A 19,238-nucleotide genomic window follows, 5' to 3' on the forward strand; every position below is an offset into this window, starting at 1 on the left:
ATTACAGTAAATAATTATATAGCTTTTATAGGAGAGTAAGCTAAATTAAATGTTTTTTATTTAGTGGTACTTACGAATGTTCCAAATAAATTTGTTAAAAGTGTTGAAATTTTCAACCAAAAATTAATGGAACTTTTTTCTAAAAAGTTTTTATTGCCTTAATTTCTACCTAAAAAGGATATCCAATAGCCAAATTGAAAACTAAATTTTCTTTTCTCCACGTGCTACTTCCAAAATTGATTTGATCTAAAACCCAGCGTTGCCCATCCGGCAAATAAGGTTTCCGAATAGGGAAGGCGAAGTCTGTTCTCAGAATTAGAAAAGAGAAATCAAAACGCAATCCGGCTCCGGTTCCAACCGCTATTTCATTCATGAAATTTTTAGAAAATTTAGCTCCTGGTTTTTCAGGGTTATCTTGTAACAGCCAAATATTTCCCGCATCTAGGAATAAGGCACCTTTTACCAGACCATAAATTTTTGCTCGATACTCCGTATTGAACTCCACTTTTAAATCTCCTGATTGATCTGCTAAAAAACTACTCGTTGTGGCAGTACCATCATAAGTTCCGGGACCTATAGAACGAGCCCGAAACGCTCTTAAACTATTAGTTCCACCAATAAAAAACTGCTTTATAAATGGCATTTCATTCGAATTTCCGTAAGCAAATCCAGCACCCACAATAATTCTGCTGGCAAGTTGTGAATCTGGGCCTAATTTCAAGTAGTGTCTAAAATCGTTTTCTATTTTTACAAATTGGCTAAAAGGAACATCAAACAGTTTAATTGTTTCTCCTTTTGAGATGTTCGCTCCTGTGGCCAATCCTGCAATGTTTCCTGCTAAGTCTAAAGTTCCTTTATAGTAAAATGTGTTTTTCTTTCTTTTCTCTAATGTATTGGTGTAGGTATAAGAATACGTAGGACCAAAGATTAATTGTTTCTCAATTACTTTCCCTAAAGAAGGATTAGCTGCAATTTGTTCCTGGTATAATGGAGTTACATTTTGCGGACTTGCATAAGTAATCTCAGTGATATTCAATAAATGTTCTTTTCGCTCATTTTCTTTCCACAAATAGCCAAACGAACCTTTAAAGGTCTGTAAGGAATACAATTTGATTCGGTTTTGAAATTCATATCCAAGAGTAGCTTTTGTTTTTGGTACAAAACCGCTTGGCGAATTCACTTTAAATGGTGCTACTACTCGTGGCCAAATTAAATTAGCTTCGGTTCCAACGCGATATACATTAAATCCGTTATTCTGTCCGGAAACCTGCACCTCAACGCCACCAAAAGCGCTTATGGTAAGTAATTCAGCACCTCTGAAAGTGTTTCGATTACTCCAGTTTATATTTAATTCGGTTCCGGTATAATTAGCAGAATTGGTTTTTGCCAAGACTTCTAAACGAAGTGATTTTTTTGGTAACGGCGTGAGATAATAATACGCGTCCAAATAATTCCCTAAGGTATCAGAAGGTTTAAACTGGTTTTTAACGAATTTGAAAGTTCCTAAATTAACTAATCTGTTCAAGGATAAATTATGGTTGGTACGATTGTATAAATCTTCTTTTTTAAAATACAAGGTACGATCAAAAACTCTAGGTTTGAATAAATTCTCTGGATCTATAATCGTAAAATCGTTGTATTTTTTGATTGCGTTATAATCAGGTCGAATGCTGTCTGAACCAATGGTATAATTTGGATACACGATAATTTTATTAATCTTAAATGGTATCTCAGCCAGTTTTGGAGTTTCGTCTTTTACTTTTACGATAAGATCCACCTGATGATCTGCAACAGTGCTGTCTACTTGTACTTTGAGATAATCCGGGTTAAAGTAAAAAAAGCCTTTTTCCTTTAGTCTGGCATCTATGCGAATTCTTTCTAGTTTTATCGCATCAAGGCTATAACCATTATCTTTCTTTAGCAAACTTGTGCTTTCTGTATTTCGAACAGCACTAGATATTACAGCAGAATCTATTGGGAATTTTACTTCTCGGATCTTATATTGTCTACCAGGCTTGACAACATATTCTGCAGTTGCTTTTTTACCGTGTCGGGTTGAATCTGCGGAAGTTTTAGTATTGAAATACCCACTATTTTCTGAGAAGTTCTGTAAAACACTTTTGCTGTATTCTAAATCAACTTTACTGTATAAAACGGGCGCTTCACCCACTTTAGTTTTCAACCAGTAGCGCCATCCTTTTTCTTTTTTAGGTGTTCCCGCTAAATTGTAAATGTATAATTTAGGCCTTAATCCCAGGATTGAAGAATTTGGTTTTGGTCTAAGAATATCTTCTAAGGCTGTTTTTAAAGCTTTTTTTTCTTTATTAGAGATTTCACTTCCTTCCACTTTTACTGTCGCTCCAGTATAAAGTAGTTCTCCTTCGGGTAAAAATTTTGTGTTACTGCAGGAAAATGCAAACAATGCTAGCAAAAGGAAATATAGTAAATGGCTCTTGTTCATGAGTTTATTATTTATTTTTTTTAGCTGCTTTTCGCGCTTTACTTTTTCCAAACAATTCCTTGAATTTGTTGTAATCCAATGTGATTATAAATGCAATTCCAGTCTCTACAACTTCACCTTGAAGTGCCACTTGGTATTTGTTGATACGGTATGCTCGCATTTTATATCTGCCGTCTTTCGAAAGCTGGTAATCTATAGAAACATCTCCCGCTATATTATTGGCATTTTGATTAACTTGTTGTGGACCTTCAATTCCAAAGCTGCTTCCAACAGTAACTTTCAATCGGTCGTTCAGCAATTTTTTAGAAATTCCAACATTCAAATCAGTTTTATTTGCTTTTTGTCCCGTTGTATAATCGTCAGATGTATTTAAATCAAAATTAAGTTCTACACCGCTGATTAAATCGCCGGCCAGATTATTAAGTTGTTGCGATAAAATTTTGCTGACACTTTCTCTCGCCAGTGAAGAAACATTTGGTCTTCCTGCTTCACTTGCAAATGGATTTTCTCCAATGAAACGATTCAGTAGTAATAAGGCAAAAACCTGTTTATTCAGTTCATCCGGTTGCTGGCGCAACTGAGTCAGTTTGGCTTGTGTAGCATTGATGATTTCGGTTGAAACGCTATTGTTTCCTTCTGGTAAAACGATGTCAAACGAAATAGTGGGTTTCATCAGTTCACCAGTCATTTTTAATCTGGTTTCAAAAGGAATTCTTTGTTTGTAGGTATTTCTAACTTCTGCAGTTACAGTTCCTAATTGATCATTTACTAAATCAATTGGTGCTGCTTCTGTTTTATAAATTGCAGTGATACTAATGTCGGCGGTGGTTGGCTCACCAGTCCACAAAATATAACTACCTTTTTTGATATCAAATTTTCTCTTAATAGCATTAAAGTTCATTTCGTAACTTCCTTCGGATAATTCATATCGTCCGGTCAGCGTTGTTTTTCCGGATGGATCAATTCCTCCATTCAATTGTGCTTCACCTTTTAATTTTAAGAAATCACCGTTTGCCTTGTCAATAACCAAAGATAATTCGGCTTCTTTATCTATTTCAATATTCACAGAAGCATTGATTCCTTTTATTTCAGAGTCGCTAGTAAATTCTGCCAGAGCTATTTCCCCCATTAATTGTGGATTGTCCTGATCAATGAATTCTACAATACCTTCTCTGTCCGCTATTGAGGGGTCAGATTGTGGTAAAACAATAGTGAATTTAGTGTCTTTGTTAATTTTAATATTACCTTCTACTATAGGATTGTCTAAATTCCCTGATATTTTTAAATGATTATCTAAGTACAGTTCGCCATAATACATTGCATTATCTTTCGCTTTAGAATTAACAGCTTTAAAATTGTCTGCGTCCAACGCTAAATCAAAACCAAAATTGCTGAAATTGGTACTGTTAATTTTTCCGTTAATAGTTAAATCATTGTCTTTCTCGTCTTTTATAATGAAATTATTGAAAAGTATCGCGTCACCAGTAAATACAATTTTATCATTTGCAGACTTGAATTTTGAATTGAGTTGCGTGGCTTTGAAGCCAATTTCATTGAATTGTAGCTCTCCAACAACTTTAGGTTGAGACGTATTCCCTGTAATCTTGAAATTACCACTAAAAAATCCGGTACTTTCTTTTATATTATCCAATGTAAAACCTTGAATACTTTTCAGGTTCAGTTTTTCAATAGCGAGATTCATATCAAAACTACTGTCAGTTGTTTTGTAATTTCCGTCTAAATTGACTTGGTTTCCCTGGCCTGTAATCGAAATTACCGCATCGTATCTATTAGCAAAAACGTTGTTTATTTTTATATTAATGTTACCAACGGTATCTTTTTTGAAAGTAAAATTTTCAATGTTTAAATCCGCAGTAAAAAGTGGAGATGTAGTTGCATTCTTAACCAATGCATTTCCATTGATTTTACCACTCATTTGTAAATCCTGTTTTTCAACTATACTAGTAATGGTTTTGATGTCAAAATCTTTGAAATCAATTGCGATCGGTGCATTTGTAGCGTTAGATTGTGATTGTATTTTGATGCTGCTTCCCTCTTTACTCAATTCGAAATTATCAGCGTAAATTCCTCTTTTGCCAAAACGAATTAAATTATCTTGTGCTATTTTCCAAGTTTCGTAGTTAAGTAATAGATTACTTGGGTCAAGATTTACTTCGTTATTTCCGTTTTTTGCTTGCAAAGTTCCACTTATTATGTATCGTTCTACGTCTTTTACATCTTTTAATTGCAGCGTATAATCCAGAATGTTGTTTTGTACTTTCCCCGAAATATTGGTGTAAGGCAACTGAATTTGCTTGTTTTGGATGTCGTCTACAATTAAACTATAAACGAGAGCTTTATCTTGAGTGTCAACTTTAAATACGGCATTTGTTATCGTATTTTCTCCGTAAATTAATTTTGGAATTGTACCGTTCAGAACTATAGAATCGTTGACAGAATTGTATCTTCCATTGATGTTAATAGGCTCTAGACTTTTCAATTCGAGGATAAGTTTCAATAAAATAGGACTGTCTTTTACACCAATTTTAAAAGCAAACTGTTGTTTTTCAACAGCGATTTTTCTTGAATTTGGCTTACTGTCGTAATACTTCGTTATAGAATTAGATAAGGCTGTCGCTATTTTTGATAACTTGTATTTCCCGTTTACTTCTCCATCCATAAACGGAGATTTCAATACTAATGAATTCTTTTCAGAAGTGGATGTTGCAACTACGCTTATTGAATCTATTACAAATTGTTCTTTTGCATTTGCAATGGCAATATTATGCGCATTTAGAGTACCATTAAGATAATCTAAATTAGCAGATTGAATATCAGCATCAACAACGCCTCTAATTTTCATAGGACCAGCGTGAAGATTTAGTTTTTCCAAATCCGCGATATCAATATTCAGTTTTAATTTTCCGGTTGGATATTTGTCTCTAAAACTTCCGCTGCTAACCAAATCAAAAGTCAGATTAGGATCTTTTGCAACCGCAGTTGCGTTGAAATTTCCGTTACGAATATTCCCTTTTACACTCAAATTATGGTACGTATATTTGTTATAGTACGCTTTTTGAATCGTTCCGTTCAAGGAAGCTGTAGCTGTTTTTAGATTAGAACCACTTCCTTTAATGTTCGCCTTTAAAGTGACTTTTCCAATAGAATCTTTTTTGATAAATTTCCCTAAATCAAAATTGGTCAGTTCCATTTTAGCATCATATCGATCGTAATTTTTTATTCTGCGGTCGTATGTACCATTGATTTTTGCGTTTCCAAAACTACTTACCAATTTCAAATTTGTATTAAAATTAGCAATAGTTCCTTTGAAAGTTCCTACTGTACTGAACTTTGAAGGCATTTGTATTGAATTTGGAATCGTTCCCGGAGGTAAAATTCCATTGAGATCTTTAGAACCGGATTGCAAATCTTTAATATTCAAATCAAAGTACGCTTTATTGACGTCCGGCAAACCAATGATTCTTCCGCTAGCAGCCACTTTCGTAGTTCCGATACCGCTGATTTCAACACCTGGAAACGCAAAATTCTTCAATTTTCCCGACACTTTACCATTTACATGCAGTATCGCATTGGGATAACTCATGAAAGGATTCGTTTTTATTAAAATGGGCGCAAAAAGCAAAATATCTTTAATACCCAATTTACTTTTCTTCAAGTTAGCTGTAATCCCTAATTCCCCTGGATCTTTAACCAAGGATTGAATGGAAGGATAACTTATAAGAATTTCATCTCTCAATTCAGTCTGAGGCGTTTTTAAATATAATTTTTTAAGAAAAGCATTCTTTTTACCATAGAAAAATTCAGCATTAAACGATTGAACGTTTAAACCACTTTTGTCTCTAAATGTTAATGAATTTACATCCCCGGAAATATTTTCCGGATTGTAATACAAAGCATCTACTTGTAGGTTTAATTTAGTAAAATCTAAATGGTTGTAATCGATGCCTTCGTTTATTCTGTCAATATTATTATTGTCATATCGGAAGTTCACTCGTTTAAACTCAGTTTTAGTTACTTTGACTTCCCAGTTGCTAGGTTCAGTATTAGTTTCTTTTTTTGCAGTTGTTGGGTCAAGTTTACCAAAAGCTAATTCTCCTTCTGCACCGGTTAAATCAATACTGTCAAATAATAATAATTGATTGTTAAAATCAATTTTATCAATTTTAGCTAATAGTTTTTTTAAATAAAATTTAGTTGATAATTTGGTTTCGTCACTTTCGTAATCAAAATCAATTTTAGCAAAATCAATTTCTCCCAGTTTTAATTTTAAGATGGATTCCGGTGCATTTTTTATAGCAGCAATTTTGGTCCTATTGGATATTTGAACCAAACCTTGTTTTAATTTAAACCGTAAACCATTAATTTTAGCTTTTGGAATTTCAAAAATCATCTGGTCTAAATCAAACGTTTTTACAGTTGTTTCAAAATGATTAAGATTAGCATTTAAATCATTTTTTGTAACGGCATCATTATAGTTAAATTTTATTCGGTCCAGCTTAATTTCGGATACTGAAAATTGCATCGGAGGAGAATCGCTCTTTTGTTTCTCTGGTGAAGCAAAAGCTTTGAAGATATATTCAAAATTAAAGACTGCTTTCGTATCTCTATTTAAATTAGCCGTAATTCCTTCAAGTTCGAGCGAGTTGATCTCAATTTTGTTATTCATTAATTGCAGCAGACTAATATCAGCGGCCAATTTTTGTCCGGCTAAAAGCGTATCTTTTTTTTGATCCTGAAAATAAACACCTTTGAGTATTATCTTTTGTGGAAATCCAATTTGTAAAGTGTCAATAGTAATTTTGGTCTTAATCTTACCTTCAAGATAGGTTACTGCTTTTTCTTTAGCATAGTTTTGAACGGAAGGAATTTGAATAATGGCTATTAGCAAAAGAAGCAAAAGTATGATTGCTCCTAATGTCCAAAGGAAAATTTTTAAAATTTTCTTTAAATAGTTTTTCAAATGAAGTGTTTTTTAAGGTTTAAAAATAACCAATTTAAACCAGATTAACAATTTTAATCTAAAATCGAGTAATCTACAAAGATGTAAATTTCAATTAGAAAAACCTTATAAATTTTTGAGTAAATATTGTAAAATTTTTGGATTAAATAAGGTTGGAGATAATTTTAAAAATTAGTAACTAACTATTAAACAATTGTTTAGAGTCAAGAAAACGAATGGATATTTATTTAAGTCTTATATTTTGGAATCTCATTGAAAATTTCAGCTTGTTTTTCATCTAAAACTATTTCTTTTATAGCCATAACCATTGCTTTATTAGAGGTGAATAATTCTCTGTTAAAATTGATGACAGTCGTTATATCTATTTTTTCAATAGGAGCATTTACGGCTTCGGTATAAAAAGTGTTGAGAGCGGTAGTGTAATTATTTTGGATAGAATCAAATAGAAGCTGTAATTCTTCAAATCTTGCTTTTGTAACTTGAGTAAGCATTAAATAAAGTTCAAGGTATAAGTTTTCGGTTTCTTTTTTATGATGTATAAAGAAATTGTACTTGATGTCTTTTGACGAATTACGGAGGTTTGTAATATTTGTTCCAATGTCTTTCACACTTTTTACAGCATGCATGGCACTGCGTACAGCTGAAATTAGTTGGTTGAGTTGCGCTTGTTGTTCTCCTTCTACTTGTGTTCGTAGTTCTAAATAAAACGATTGTATCTCACCTTGTAATTGCTTCAGAAATTCGTATTTTTCTTCTGTAGTTTTCGAAAAGAAATTTCTTTTTTCATTGATTGTTTTAAAGTCATCATTTTCACGAAGCGTCAAGGTGTCAATTTTGAATAGTTCCAAGTTGTATACCATTGAATTGTGTATGAAATATTTTGTTTCCATACGGAGTAAATCAAGGGAAGTTTCAGGTTCTTTGATTGTAGCATGACTAATAAATGCAGCCGAAGCTGCATCGGTATCTTTAAAAAATAATTCCAAAAACTTTGTGAAGGAATTCAGTATTGGAAAAAAAATAAGAATGGCTACAAAATTAATCAGACTGGAAAAAGTGGCTAGCCCTATTAGCGGATCTTTTATATTCAAAACATCAGTAATCAACAGAAGAAGTGGATTCAAAAATAAAAAAGCCAACCCCGTAATAAAAATATTAAAAAATAAATTACCCAGTACAATTCGTTTTTTTGAAGCATTGCCGCCAATAGCTCCTAAAACAATTTTAATGATAGTACCCGTTTCTGATCCCAGTGCAATTGTAGCCGCAATAGGAAAACTAATCGCGCCGGCGTTAAGCGCACTAAGCGTAAGGGCCATAGTTACAGAGCTGGATTGTACAATAAGTGTAATTAGAAAACCAATAAATATAAAAACGATTTTTGGCATTTCAACATATTTTGAAAAATCAAAATCCTGTACTTGTGATTCCATTGCGGTTTTCATAAAGGAAAGACCAATGAAAAGTAAACCAAAACCAAAAAGGAAATAGGCAAGGTATTTCATTGATTTGCGATTACTAAAAAGGATAAGAAATATACCTCCTAAGCATATTGTAGGATACGCAATTACTTCAATATCCACTTTAAAACCGAGACTTGCAATTAGCCAACTATTAACTGTTGTTCCCAGATTTGCACCTAAGATAATTGCCATAGCGTTTCTCATACTGAAAACCCCTGCACCTACAAAAGCTAGTAGCATCAATGTAACCATAGAACTACTTTGAAGAATACCTGTTATGAATACACCGCCAATAACACCGCCAAATTTATTTTTTGTTATGTGTTGCAAAAAAAGTTTGAAGCGTCGTCCTGAAAGATTTTTTAGGGATTCCTCCAGCAGATACATAGCAAAAAGGAATAAACCAATCCCACCTGCAAGTTTTAAGAAATGATTGAAGGTATCCATAGCAGTATATAGGAATAAAGATACTTAAATTTAATGGCTTTATTATACGTATAGCGTTCATTTTTATCTTTATAAAGTCTTGAAATGAATATTGTTTCGTTGTTTTATAAAAAAAACTACAACTTATTCAGGGTTGTAGTTTTGGTTACTTCAAGGCATCTAAGGGATTAATAATCGGAATAATCCGTTGGGTATAAAAAAGTGATATCGATGTGGGAAATATTGTTTTTGTATTTTTCCATAGCGATTAGCCCTTTCCATTCTGGCGAATCTACAAAAGCTTTCCAGTGTGCATCGCGACTTTCCTGATCTGTAAAAGTAGTCATGTACATCAGGTTTGGCATCTTGGCTCCCGAAATTACTTCGCCGTAAAAAACCGGATTAAATGTAAGGCGTTCAAAGAGTTTTACTTCTCCACCAGCATTAAACATATCCACTTTATTTCTATAAATTGCTTCTGTTGCTGATTCATAACTTCTTAATTCATAAACTCTGTTTGCTCTTGGACTATTCAAAACAGGAGTTGTCAAAATGGGATGATCTGCAAATGCTTTCAATAATACAGATTCGATACGCACATAAGGTGCTTTATTATAGGTCGCTTTCAAATAATCTGTTCCGGTGGCTAAATAAGATTTGTCTTTAGCTAATTTTTCTTCTACTCCAAGAAATTGAGATAGGGACGAGAATGGAATTAAAACAATAATTTTTTTAAGGGTGTCATTAGGATTTGGCTTTGGTTTGAAAACCCCAATATTTTTAATTCCCAGTTTTTTCAATCCAGGTAAATAGGATTCTTTTAAATATTTTTCGGTGGTTTGAACTTGTTGTTCCGTGTTTAAAACGTAGGTTTTGAGTTGGTAGAATTCGCTTGATTGAACTACGATTTTAGAATCAGAAGTTACAGTCTTAAAACTGCAGATGGACAGTCCGATAATTACCAAGAATAGTAATTTTGTTGTTTTCATATTTTGTTTTTCAGTTAGAAATTAATAACATTTCGTCTATAAAAGTATGAAAAAAGGATTACTTTTTTGAACTATTCAATTCGACCTATTTAAATAGAATATAATTAATAAAACAATCATGATTGCTAGAGTTTTTCTGGAGTTTGTTTAGGTACCAGATTTGGTATTGGCGGTGGTGAAACCGATTGTTGTAATTTGTCAAGTAGAGCGGTTTTAGGCGCTATTGTTCTTTTGTTTATTGTTGGACTTTTTAATCGAAGCAGAACTAATTTGTAGAAAAATATTTGATAAATGCAAAAAAGTCAGCAGAACATGTTCTACTGACTTTTTAATTCTTGATTTACAATCTTTTTGTTTTTCGTTACTTCAGCACTCGCACTGTCATATGATTAACGCCTGAAATTTTAAAAACATCCCCTTTCACTTGTATAGTTTCTCCAGTTGAAACCTGTCTATATTGCGTTGGTTCAAATAAATTGGCGCGACTGATAGTCACTAGATAAATTGAATTGTCGGTTGCTGCTAATTTGGCGGTATAACCGTCTTTGCCCGCTACGATTTCCTGCACTTTTCCAGTGGTGAAATCAGTGGTGTTTGCGTTTATCAAGGGACTGCAGCTTACAGCCAGTGCCATTACAATTAGTAAGCAGCTGGCAATTTTAAAAAATTGTTTCATAAATTTAAAGTTCTAGAAAATCATTAGTTTTAGGGAAATTACGAATAGCGTCCATCGCTATTTCGGGTGTTGGGTTGGCTATTTTGCGCAGTTTTGTATCCATCCAGGCACCATCCACGGTAATTATAGCACAAAGTTTATCTTCGTCATTAATAAATTCATGTACAATGGACCAACGGGAAGCATCGGGTCTCATTTTAGAAATTTTGGTATGCATAACTATTTTATCCGAAAGCATTATTTCTTTTCTAAAAACGCATTCTTCCTTGAATAATATGGGACCAAAATTTTGTGATCGCAAAACCTTCATGGTTAAACCCAGGCTTTCCAGAATTTCAATACGATGTTGAGCACCAAAATCATAATAGGCACTGTGTCGCACATGAAAATTAGGGTCAAGGTCTGACCAACGAAAAGATAATTCTTTGCTAAATAATGTCATTATTGTTTTTATTTTAAAGCAGATTCCAAGATTAGGAAAGCACTATAATTTTTTAGAAAATCGAAAATACAAAAAAAAGGAGGTAAGAAAATAATAATTGCTTATAATTTCGGGTAATTTTAACAAAATACGATAATACCTATATGTAATTGAAAACAATACAATCGAAGTTTGATTATAAAAAAACTGCAATGAAAATTGCAGTTTTTTTGATTTTTAAAAAAGGTTTAATAATTTATTGTTTGGAAATTTCATCCAATACTTTTTTTCCATTTGCATTGTTAGGATCAAGCTCCACGGATTTTTTATAATTTATAATCGCAAGTTTTTTATCTCCATTTTTCAAATAGGCTTCGCCCAAACTATCGTAAGCATTTCCTGATTGCGGAAAAGCTTCCACATTTAGTTTGAAAACTTCTATCGCTTCTTTTATTTTTCCGGTTTGTAATAATTGATATCCGGCGCTGTTCATTTCATTTTCGTTGATAGCGTAGACACTTGAATTTTTATTTTCTTTAAAATAAGTAAGTCCGGATGCAATTCCTTTTTCCAGAATAACGTCTACGAAAGCAATGGCCAATGATTTCTTAGGCATACTGTACGGTTTATTGTAAAGGATATTTCTAATAGCAGTGTTCATCTCGATTAATTTTGCACCTCCGGTGTTATTTAACAAAACAACTAAATTTTTATCAGACGGAATTCGGGAAACCAAAGTGTTGAATCCATTTATTCCACCGCCATGTTCAACAACCGTTAAGCTGTCATTCTTTTCTCCATTAAAAGCCTTATTGATAAACCATCCGTAACCATAATGTCCAGGTCCTGCTGGTATGTAGGGATTAAACAATAAATCTTTATTTTTTTTCGAAAGTAATTGTTCTGTGTAAAGTGCTTGGTCCCACAAATACAAATCATTTACGGTTGAATACAAAGAACCCGCAGCGTAGGGGATAGATAAATCAAGATAACTGGCATTAAGATAATTTTTACCATTTTTCTCATAACCAGAAGCTCTGTTTTTCAGAATAGTTTCATGGTGATCGAATCCAGTATTAGTCATTTTAAGAGGCGTAAGAATATTGTCTTGTAAAAACTGCTCGTAAGTTTTGCCGGAAGCCTTCTCTATGATGTACCCCAATAAAAAATAACCGGAATTGCTGTAGGCAAATTTTTCGCCAGGGGTAAATTCCAGCGGTAAGTCAGCGAATTTTTTTACAAATGCTTCAGGACTGTAAGGATTGATGCTTAATTCTTTTACAAAATTAGGAAACGAAGTATAATTTGGAATTCCTGATGTGTGTGTCAGCAAATGATGAATAGTAATTTTATCACCTGATGCTTTAGGATAATCAGGAAGATATGTTGCGATAGGAGCATCGAACTTTAATTTTCCCTGCTCGACTAATTGAAGGATCAACATGGAAGTAAATTGTTTGGTAACGGAACCCAACCGGTGTTTGGTATCTGGTTGATTCGGAATATTCCATTCCATGTTTGCCATTCCAAATCCCTTTTTATAAATGACTTTACCAGCGTCAGCGACAAGGATAGAACCGTTAAATTGCCCGTAGTCCGAGTATAGATTCATCAATTTATCGATTTGCTCCGTTTTGGTTTGCCCAATGGAGACGGCTACTGTCGCGAGTTGAATGAATAAAGCAATTAGGATTGTCTTTACTGCAAAATGTTTTGAAAGTTGTTTCATGATGATTGTTGGTTTAAGTGATTGATTTTTTTTATAATTTTTATTCCGCTAATAATTTTTCAGTTTTTATCAAGAAAGATTCGATTGATTCATTAATGTCTATGTCCATTCGGTTAGCAAGTACTGTCAGCCACCAAATACATTCACCTAATTTATGCTGCAGTTCAGGGTTTGTATTTCCTTTTGGCCAACGACCTTGTTGTGACATGGTGTGACGTCCTACCAATCCCGCATCAGTAAGAAAAGCCAAAGCATCTTCTTCTACCGTCCATTTACTGCCGTGGTGGGTTTTCTCCAGTTGATGGTATTGCTCTCTAATTTTTAACGCCATTTCTTTGATTTCTTGTAAATCTAAACTCTTCATTTGTTCTTTATTTTGTTATTTAGATATATTGAGTTTGATTTTTTATTTGATTTGTAGTCACTAAGTTCATAAAGACCATTCTTGTGCTTGAAGCAGAACCAAAAAAAAAAAAGGAGGCTGGTGAATCGCTCAGAGTCCAATTCTTACCACTACAATTACCCTACTGCTACTTAAGAAGAAAGGCTATCGATCAATGTTGGAGATTTACATAGAACTCAACCCATCACTCTGCGAACCGCCGTACACGAGACTCATACGTACGGTGGTGTGAGAGACGCACTCCGTCAGTTTCTGGCGGAGCCGTCTACTCGATTGTAGGCAGTATTTTTATTCATACAGTTTTGGTTCTTTCATTCCTTGTCTTAAAAACAGATCTTTATTGGTCCCAAAAATAGTTAAAACTATGCACTTTAGTGCATTTCGCTTTTAGCTTCTAAAAATGTACATTTGAATATGGATTTTCAAAGAACAAATGGACATACAGTATCAAGATTATCAGTTCATATAGTTTGGGCTACAAAGTATAGGTATGCAGTTTTGCAAGGTGATATAAAAATGCGTTGTAGAACTATTTTGATACAAATATGTGAAGCAGAAGGAGTTCAGATACTAAAGGGAGTTGTATCAAAAGATCATGTCCACATGCACATTGAATATCGCCCATCCCAAGATGTAAGCACTTTGGTTAAATTAATGAAAGGACGTTCTTCAAGAAAACTACAAATTGAATTCCCAGACCTAAAAAGAAGATATTGGGGACGTCATTTTTGGGCAATAGGTTTTGGATGTTGGAGTACGGGTAATATCACTGATGAAATGGTAAATCAATATTTGGAACATCACAGAAACCCGAATGAAAATAATAATGATAACTTCATAATTGAAGACTAGCAACCATGCAGACTTTAAGTCTGACAACCAAATCTATGGACTTTCAGTCCATAGTGGTTTAGTCATTTCAAAATGTAATGTTGTCATGAAATTATAATATTCTTTAAATAGAGGTAAATTATATTTAATTCTCAAATTATCAACATTTAGTGAATCAAGTAATCCCTTCTTAGGAATTGCTTGTCCTGCTTTATTGTAAATAAGTTGCGAACCTAATCTCTGTTTTTGGTTTAGGTTAATTGCAATTCTGTCTTATAGCATTGCATAATTAGATTTTTCTGCGTTATTTTTCTCAATTTCCTTTCCTAATTGTTTAAGCATTTTCTGTTGAAATTTAACGTCATTATCGGCGTGTTGGATAGTAATTCAGAATATTTCTGAGTATTCTCCACCAACCTTATCAAATCCTAAATAACCATATTTTGAATTTATTTTTTTGATTTTTTGTTGATTAGCGAGGTCAACGCTATCTCTTTCTAATGTAAAAATTTTCCACGCTTATATTAATCCAGATTTTTTAATAAGGTCTTCAGAAGGAGTTCCTGTACTATATTTTTAGTCAATATTAAAGATGTAATCCAGTTCAGAAGTTATTTTTTCTTTTTCTAAATTTGATATTTCTTTAGTTGAATTACAGCTAATCATAACTCAAATTAAGAAAATTAATGCTTTTTTCATATAATTCGGTTTTTTGGCAACATTGCCTACAACTTGTATACAGGCATAATAAACCTTCTTATACGCACCCACATATTGGTAGATTGGCGAAGGTTTGTTTCACATTATTTAAATTCAAATATAACGTTTTTTTCTTACAAATCGTCAAAGACCTTCTTATTTGCAGGATCCTTTTTGTAATTAAGTGGGTGTAATTTTCGGCTGTTATTACCATTTTCTCGTGAGGGATAGCAGTGAAAATCCTTTTATGAAGCGCAGCGAGAATAAAAGATTGCAGCGGATAGCCCGACCTTGTTGCTATAAAAAACAGGATTTGTATTTATACTTTCTGCAACGAGGTCACGCCCAAATTATAAAGATTGGGAGGCTAATTGGTGCTGGTGTCCGAAGTAATTTTAAACAAAAAAGGTAGTGCACTTTGCGAAAAACTTTGCGAACTTTGCGACAAAATTAAAGAATATGAAAATCAACTTAAAAAACGGAATCGATAAGCTCCTTTTCGGAATGAAACAGAATGATGTTACCGCTGTTTACGGTAATCCGGATCGGAATTATAAAGACGAAGACAACAATGTGATTTTTGCATATAATGCATTGAAAGTGCGTTTGACGTTCTATGTTGAAGAAGATTTGAAATTAGGTTATATTGTAGCTTCGAGTCCGGACTTGGAATTATTCGGGACTAAAATTATCAATAAAAAAATTAGTGAAGTTAAAAAAGAATTGGCTCCAAAAGGACTGATTAAATTCACACAAGAGGAATTTGATACTTTTGAAAACTATTTTAACGAAGACAATTGGATTATCTTTCAAACGGAATTTGATGAGGTGGTAAAGTTTGAGATTGGTGCTATTATCAATCAAAAAGATGAATTCGATTGGAAATTTGGGAAGAAGTAATAGTATTGATTTATGGCTGATAGCGCAAAGCTGTTGCAGAGAAAACTAATTTTTAAAATGTTTTTTTAATCTGTCTTTTATGTGTGTTGCATTTTTGATTAATTAAGTTTTATCGAAATAAATTAATAAATAAACCCGACAATTTTCAAAGTAAATTGTCGGGTTTATTTATTTAATACTTTTTGAAGTTTACTGTTTTGCTACAGGTTGTTTTTCAAACATTTCTAACTCAAAAACAAGGTTAGTATTTGGTGGGATAACTCCTCCGGCACCTCTTTCTCCATACGCTAATTTAGAGGGGATAAAAATCACCGCTTTGTCTCCATATGACATTAGTGCTAATGCTTCCATGAATCCGGGAATCATACCGTCTTTTTTACCCGCTTCAAAAGGAAAAGCCTGGTATCCGTTTTGAGCGGCTCTGTTGGCATCGTATTTCCCATAGGCTTTAGAAACGTCTTCATAACTGCTGTCAAATAAGGTTCCGTCTTCAAAATATCCTGCATAATGAAAGTAGAAAGTGGAACCGTCAACTGGTTTTACTCCATTTCCTTTTTTAACTATTTTATACGCTAAACCAGAAGCCGTTGTAATTGCTCCTGCTTTTGCAGTTGCTAGGTAGGTTACTTTTGCAGCAATAACGGGCGCATATTGTTGCGTGTATGCTTTTTTGCTTTCTGCTTGAATTTCAGTTTGCTTTTTTTGATTTTCGGCATCAATCAATGCTTGTTTTTTAGCATCTTCGGCTTTATTGCCATAGTAGTCTGCAAATACTTTTGGAGCATCAAATTTTTTAGCTAAAAGTCCTTTTCTGATGATTGTGATTTTAGTGATTATATCATTTTGAGCAATCCCGTTCACAATGTTCATTCCTTGGGTAACATGACCAAAAATAGTGTGTTTTCCGTTTAACCAAGGCGTTTCTTTATGGGTAATAAAAAATTGGCTGCCATTAGTTGTTGGTCCTGAATTAGCCATTGCCAAAATTCCACCCTTATTAAATTTCAAATCTGTAAATTCATCTTTGAACGCATAACCGGGTCCACCAGATCCATTTCCTGAAGGATCACCACCCTGAATCATAAAATCCTTGATGACTCTGTGAAATTTTAAACCGTCAAAAAAAGGTTTACCTTTTAGTTTATCGTCTAAAATATAAGTGTTTGTTCCTTCAGCAAGAGCGATAAAGTTCGCTACGGTTACCGGTGTTTTTGCATACTCCAATTGAACTACAATATCTCCTTTAGTAGTTGAAATTGTTGCAAAAATCCCTTCGGTAGTTACAGGGATTTTTGGAGTTACCTTAACTGCAGTTATTGGTTTTTTACCTGTAACTGGTTTCTTTTTAACTTGGGCATGCATATTGAGTACGCCCAAAAATAATAAAAGTAGAATTTTAGATTTCATTTTCTTAATAATTTAAGTCTGACAAATTTTGAATTATAATTGTTGTAAAATATTATTTGGGCATTGATTCTAATAATTCGATTTCGAAAATAATATTGGCATTTGGAGGAATTACCCCACCAGCACCAGCTGCTCCATAACCTAATCTCGAAGGGATAAAAATTACTGCTTTATCTCCAAAAGATAATTGTTCTAATCCTTCAATGAAACCAGGAATCATGCCATCTTTTTTCCCTGCCTGAAAAGGGATTGGTTGGTATCCGTTTTGTGCCGCTCTATTCTCGTCGTATTTACCAAAAGTTTTAGCTACTTCTGCAATACTTGCGTCAAATAATTCGCCATCTTCAAGAAAACCTGCATAATGAATAAATACATTAGCTCCATTAGTTGGTTTTTTACCGCCGCCTTTTTTAATGATAACGTATTTTAAACCAGTAGGAGTTATCGTTGCCTTCGTTTTTAATTCTGCAAAATAGGCTATTTTTTGATTGCGTACCTCTTTGTATTTTGTGTCATACACTCTTTTGTTTTCGGCATCAATAGCCAATTTTTTCTTTTGGTTTTCTGATTCTACGGCAAAATAATCATGAAATTTTTTTACGGCATCAAACTTTTTTGCCGCTTCGCCATTTCTGATAATGGTTACTTTATTCATGTAATCATTTTGTTCAATTTTGTTGACTACTTCCATTCCTTTTTCGACAACATGGCCGAAAATAGTGTGTTTACCGTCTAACCACGGAGTCGCAACGTGTGTTATGAAAAACTGGCTGCTGTTAGTCGTCGGACCATTATTGGCCATAGCCAAAACACCAGCTTTGTCGAATCTTAAATCAGAAAATTCATCTTTAAATTTATATCCTGTATCACCAGATCCCGTTCCTAATGGATCTCCACCTTGAACCATAAAATCTTTTATTACTCGGTGAAATTTTAATCCGTCAAAAAAGGGTCTGTTTTTAAGGTTTTCATTGGTGACAAATTCATTTTTTCCTTCGGCAAGCGTCACAAAATTAGCAACAGTGATTGGCGCTTTTACAAAATCTAATTGTACAATAATATCCCCTTTGTTGGTTTCAATTTTGGCATACAAACCATCAGGAAGATTATTATGTTCTTCTTTACAAGAATAAAATGATGCAATTACAAGGAATACTAGAAGGATGCTTTTTTTCATGTGAATTTTATATTTGTTTTTTATTGTGTTACAGTATCTTTTGGTGTGGTTTCGGTAATGACTTCTGGTTTAGATACAGGAGCGGGTGAAGTTGTTTTAATTTCATTCTGTTTTTTATAGACTGCTTCTGGTATGAAATCACGCAAGGTCACTATACAAAGCAAAGGCTGATTTGTGCCAATTTTCTTGTTGTCACCATGATAACCAAAGCCCATGTGTGAATTGAAAAGGAAATTTACTTTTTCTTTTTTATGCATTAATTTTATCCCATCTCTCAATCCCATCATAATATTTTGTTTGTCAACGTAATATATTTGAGGTCTCAATTCTACTTCTGAATAAATGACATTTCCTTTTAAATCTTTTAATTCGTAATCAAAGAATGCAACGTCTCCTTTTTTGGGAGTAAGAGTGTCCAGTGTGTTTTTTGTGATGTAAGAATACCAATATCCTTTTGTAGAAGCGATAAATTTTATGTTTGAATTTCTTCTAATTACCGCATCAATTTGTGCTTCTTCGCCAGAAATTAATTTTTTATTTCGGGCTATCGATTTTTTCATAAAACTACCCGAAGCCTGTGAAATAGGTCTTCTGGCTTCCTGATGTTGTTTGCAACTGGAAATTAATAGTGCTAATAATAATACAATTGCAAGTGCATGGTTATTTTTCATAATG

Annotated in this window: 13 protein-coding genes; 2 read left to right on the forward strand and 11 right to left on the reverse strand. The window is 33.4% G+C overall.

From position 1 onward, the window contains the following. Positions 1–169: 169 nt before the first annotated feature. The 8 genes from tamL to ACFX5F_RS04990 form a co-directional block, all read right to left on the reverse strand. Entirely contained in the window at positions 170–2,461 is a 2,292-nt protein-coding gene (gene tamL / locus ACFX5F_RS04955) for a translocation and assembly module lipoprotein TamL (protein WP_379850493.1), read from the reverse strand. A 7-nt stretch (positions 2,462–2,468) separates the two neighbouring features. Next, entirely contained in the window at positions 2,469–7,442 is a 4,974-nt protein-coding gene (locus ACFX5F_RS04960) for a translocation/assembly module TamB domain-containing protein (RefSeq protein ID WP_379850495.1), read from the reverse strand. A 227-nt stretch (positions 7,443–7,669) separates the two neighbouring features. Next, positions 7,670–9,352 (reverse strand): Na/Pi cotransporter family protein, encoded by a 1,683-nt coding sequence (locus ACFX5F_RS04965; RefSeq protein ID WP_379850497.1) that lies wholly within the window; start codon positions 9,350–9,352, stop codon positions 7,670–7,672. 167 nt (positions 9,353–9,519) lie between these two features. Next, complete coding sequence (locus ACFX5F_RS04970) at positions 9,520–10,320, reverse strand: NIPSNAP family protein (RefSeq protein ID WP_379850499.1); 801 nt, start codon at positions 10,318–10,320, stop codon at positions 9,520–9,522. Between the two features lie 361 nt (positions 10,321–10,681). Continuing rightward, the gene (locus ACFX5F_RS04975) at positions 10,682–10,996 is read right to left on the reverse strand and encodes a hypothetical protein (protein WP_073206651.1); all 315 of its coding nucleotides are present in this window, start codon (positions 10,994–10,996) and stop codon (positions 10,682–10,684) included. 4 nt (positions 10,997–11,000) lie between these two features. Then, a complete protein-coding gene (locus tag ACFX5F_RS04980; RefSeq protein WP_379850501.1) occupies positions 11,001–11,438 on the reverse strand; it encodes an acyl-CoA thioesterase in 438 nt (145 codons plus the stop codon). Between the two features lie 235 nt (positions 11,439–11,673). Further along, positions 11,674–13,146, reverse strand: a complete 1,473-nt coding sequence (locus tag ACFX5F_RS04985; RefSeq protein WP_379850503.1) for a serine hydrolase — start codon at positions 13,144–13,146, stop codon at positions 11,674–11,676. 40 nt (positions 13,147–13,186) lie between these two features. Further along, complete coding sequence (locus tag ACFX5F_RS04990; protein ID WP_379850504.1) at positions 13,187–13,510, reverse strand: nucleoside triphosphate pyrophosphohydrolase family protein; 324 nt, start codon at positions 13,508–13,510, stop codon at positions 13,187–13,189. Positions 13,511–13,963: 453 nt separating this feature from the next. Here ACFX5F_RS04990 and tnpA point away from each other — a divergent pair, with 453 nt between their 5' ends. Together tnpA and ACFX5F_RS05000 are read left to right on the forward strand one after the other, a co-directional pair. Next, entirely contained in the window at positions 13,964–14,401 is a 438-nt protein-coding gene (gene tnpA / locus ACFX5F_RS04995; protein ID WP_379850506.1) for an IS200/IS605 family transposase, read from the forward strand. A 1,137-nt stretch (positions 14,402–15,538) separates the two neighbouring features. Further along, a complete protein-coding gene (locus ACFX5F_RS05000) occupies positions 15,539–15,979 on the forward strand; it encodes a hypothetical protein (RefSeq protein WP_379850508.1) in 441 nt (146 codons plus the stop codon). Between the two features lie 189 nt (positions 15,980–16,168). Here the strand turns inward: ACFX5F_RS05000 and ACFX5F_RS05005 are convergent, their stop codons facing one another. From ACFX5F_RS05005 to gldI, 3 genes are read right to left on the reverse strand one after another with little or no spacing between them, the layout of a single operon-like run. Continuing rightward, on the reverse strand, positions 16,169–17,386 hold the full coding sequence (locus ACFX5F_RS05005; protein ID WP_379850510.1) for a peptidylprolyl isomerase: 1,218 nt from the start codon (positions 17,384–17,386) through the stop codon (positions 16,169–16,171). 52 nt (positions 17,387–17,438) lie between these two features. After that, positions 17,439–18,563, reverse strand: coding sequence for a peptidylprolyl isomerase (locus ACFX5F_RS05010; protein ID WP_379850512.1), 1,125 nt, complete (start codon positions 18,561–18,563; stop codon positions 17,439–17,441). 20 nt (positions 18,564–18,583) lie between these two features. Further along, positions 18,584–19,234: a gliding motility-associated peptidyl-prolyl isomerase GldI gene (gene gldI, locus ACFX5F_RS05015; protein WP_379850514.1), complete on the reverse strand. Its 651-nt coding sequence runs from the start codon at positions 19,232–19,234 to the stop codon at positions 18,584–18,586. Positions 19,235–19,238: the final 4 nt, after the last annotated feature.

The organism is Flavobacterium zhoui (genome assembly GCF_042787235.1).
Taxonomy (GTDB): Bacteria; Bacteroidota; Bacteroidia; order Flavobacteriales; family Flavobacteriaceae; genus Flavobacterium; species Flavobacterium zhoui.

Coding starts and splice junctions, on each gene's coding strand:
- tamL (WP_379850493.1), bottom strand. CDS start 2,461: ATGAACAAGAGCCATTTACTATATTTCCTTTTGCTAGCATTGTTTGCA.
- ACFX5F_RS04965 (WP_379850497.1), bottom strand. CDS start 9,352: ATGGATACCTTCAATCATTTCTTAAAACTTGCAGGTGGGATTGGTTTA.
- ACFX5F_RS04970 (WP_379850499.1), bottom strand. CDS start 10,320: ATGAAAACAACAAAATTACTATTCTTGGTAATTATCGGACTGTCCATC.
- ACFX5F_RS04975 (WP_073206651.1), bottom strand. CDS start 10,996: ATGAAACAATTTTTTAAAATTGCCAGCTGCTTACTAATTGTAATGGCA.
- ACFX5F_RS04980 (WP_379850501.1), bottom strand. CDS start 11,438: ATGACATTATTTAGCAAAGAATTATCTTTTCGTTGGTCAGACCTTGAC.
- ACFX5F_RS04985 (WP_379850503.1), bottom strand. CDS start 13,146: ATGAAACAACTTTCAAAACATTTTGCAGTAAAGACAATCCTAATTGCT.
- ACFX5F_RS04990 (WP_379850504.1), bottom strand. CDS start 13,510: ATGAAGAGTTTAGATTTACAAGAAATCAAAGAAATGGCGTTAAAAATT.
- tnpA (WP_379850506.1), top strand. CDS start 13,964: ATGGATTTTCAAAGAACAAATGGACATACAGTATCAAGATTATCAGTT.
- ACFX5F_RS05000 (WP_379850508.1), top strand. CDS start 15,539: ATGAAAATCAACTTAAAAAACGGAATCGATAAGCTCCTTTTCGGAATG.
- ACFX5F_RS05005 (WP_379850510.1), bottom strand. CDS start 17,386: ATGAAATCTAAAATTCTACTTTTATTATTTTTGGGCGTACTCAATATG.
- ACFX5F_RS05010 (WP_379850512.1), bottom strand. CDS start 18,563: ATGAAAAAAAGCATCCTTCTAGTATTCCTTGTAATTGCATCATTTTAT.
- gldI (WP_379850514.1), bottom strand. CDS start 19,234: ATGAAAAATAACCATGCACTTGCAATTGTATTATTATTAGCACTATTA.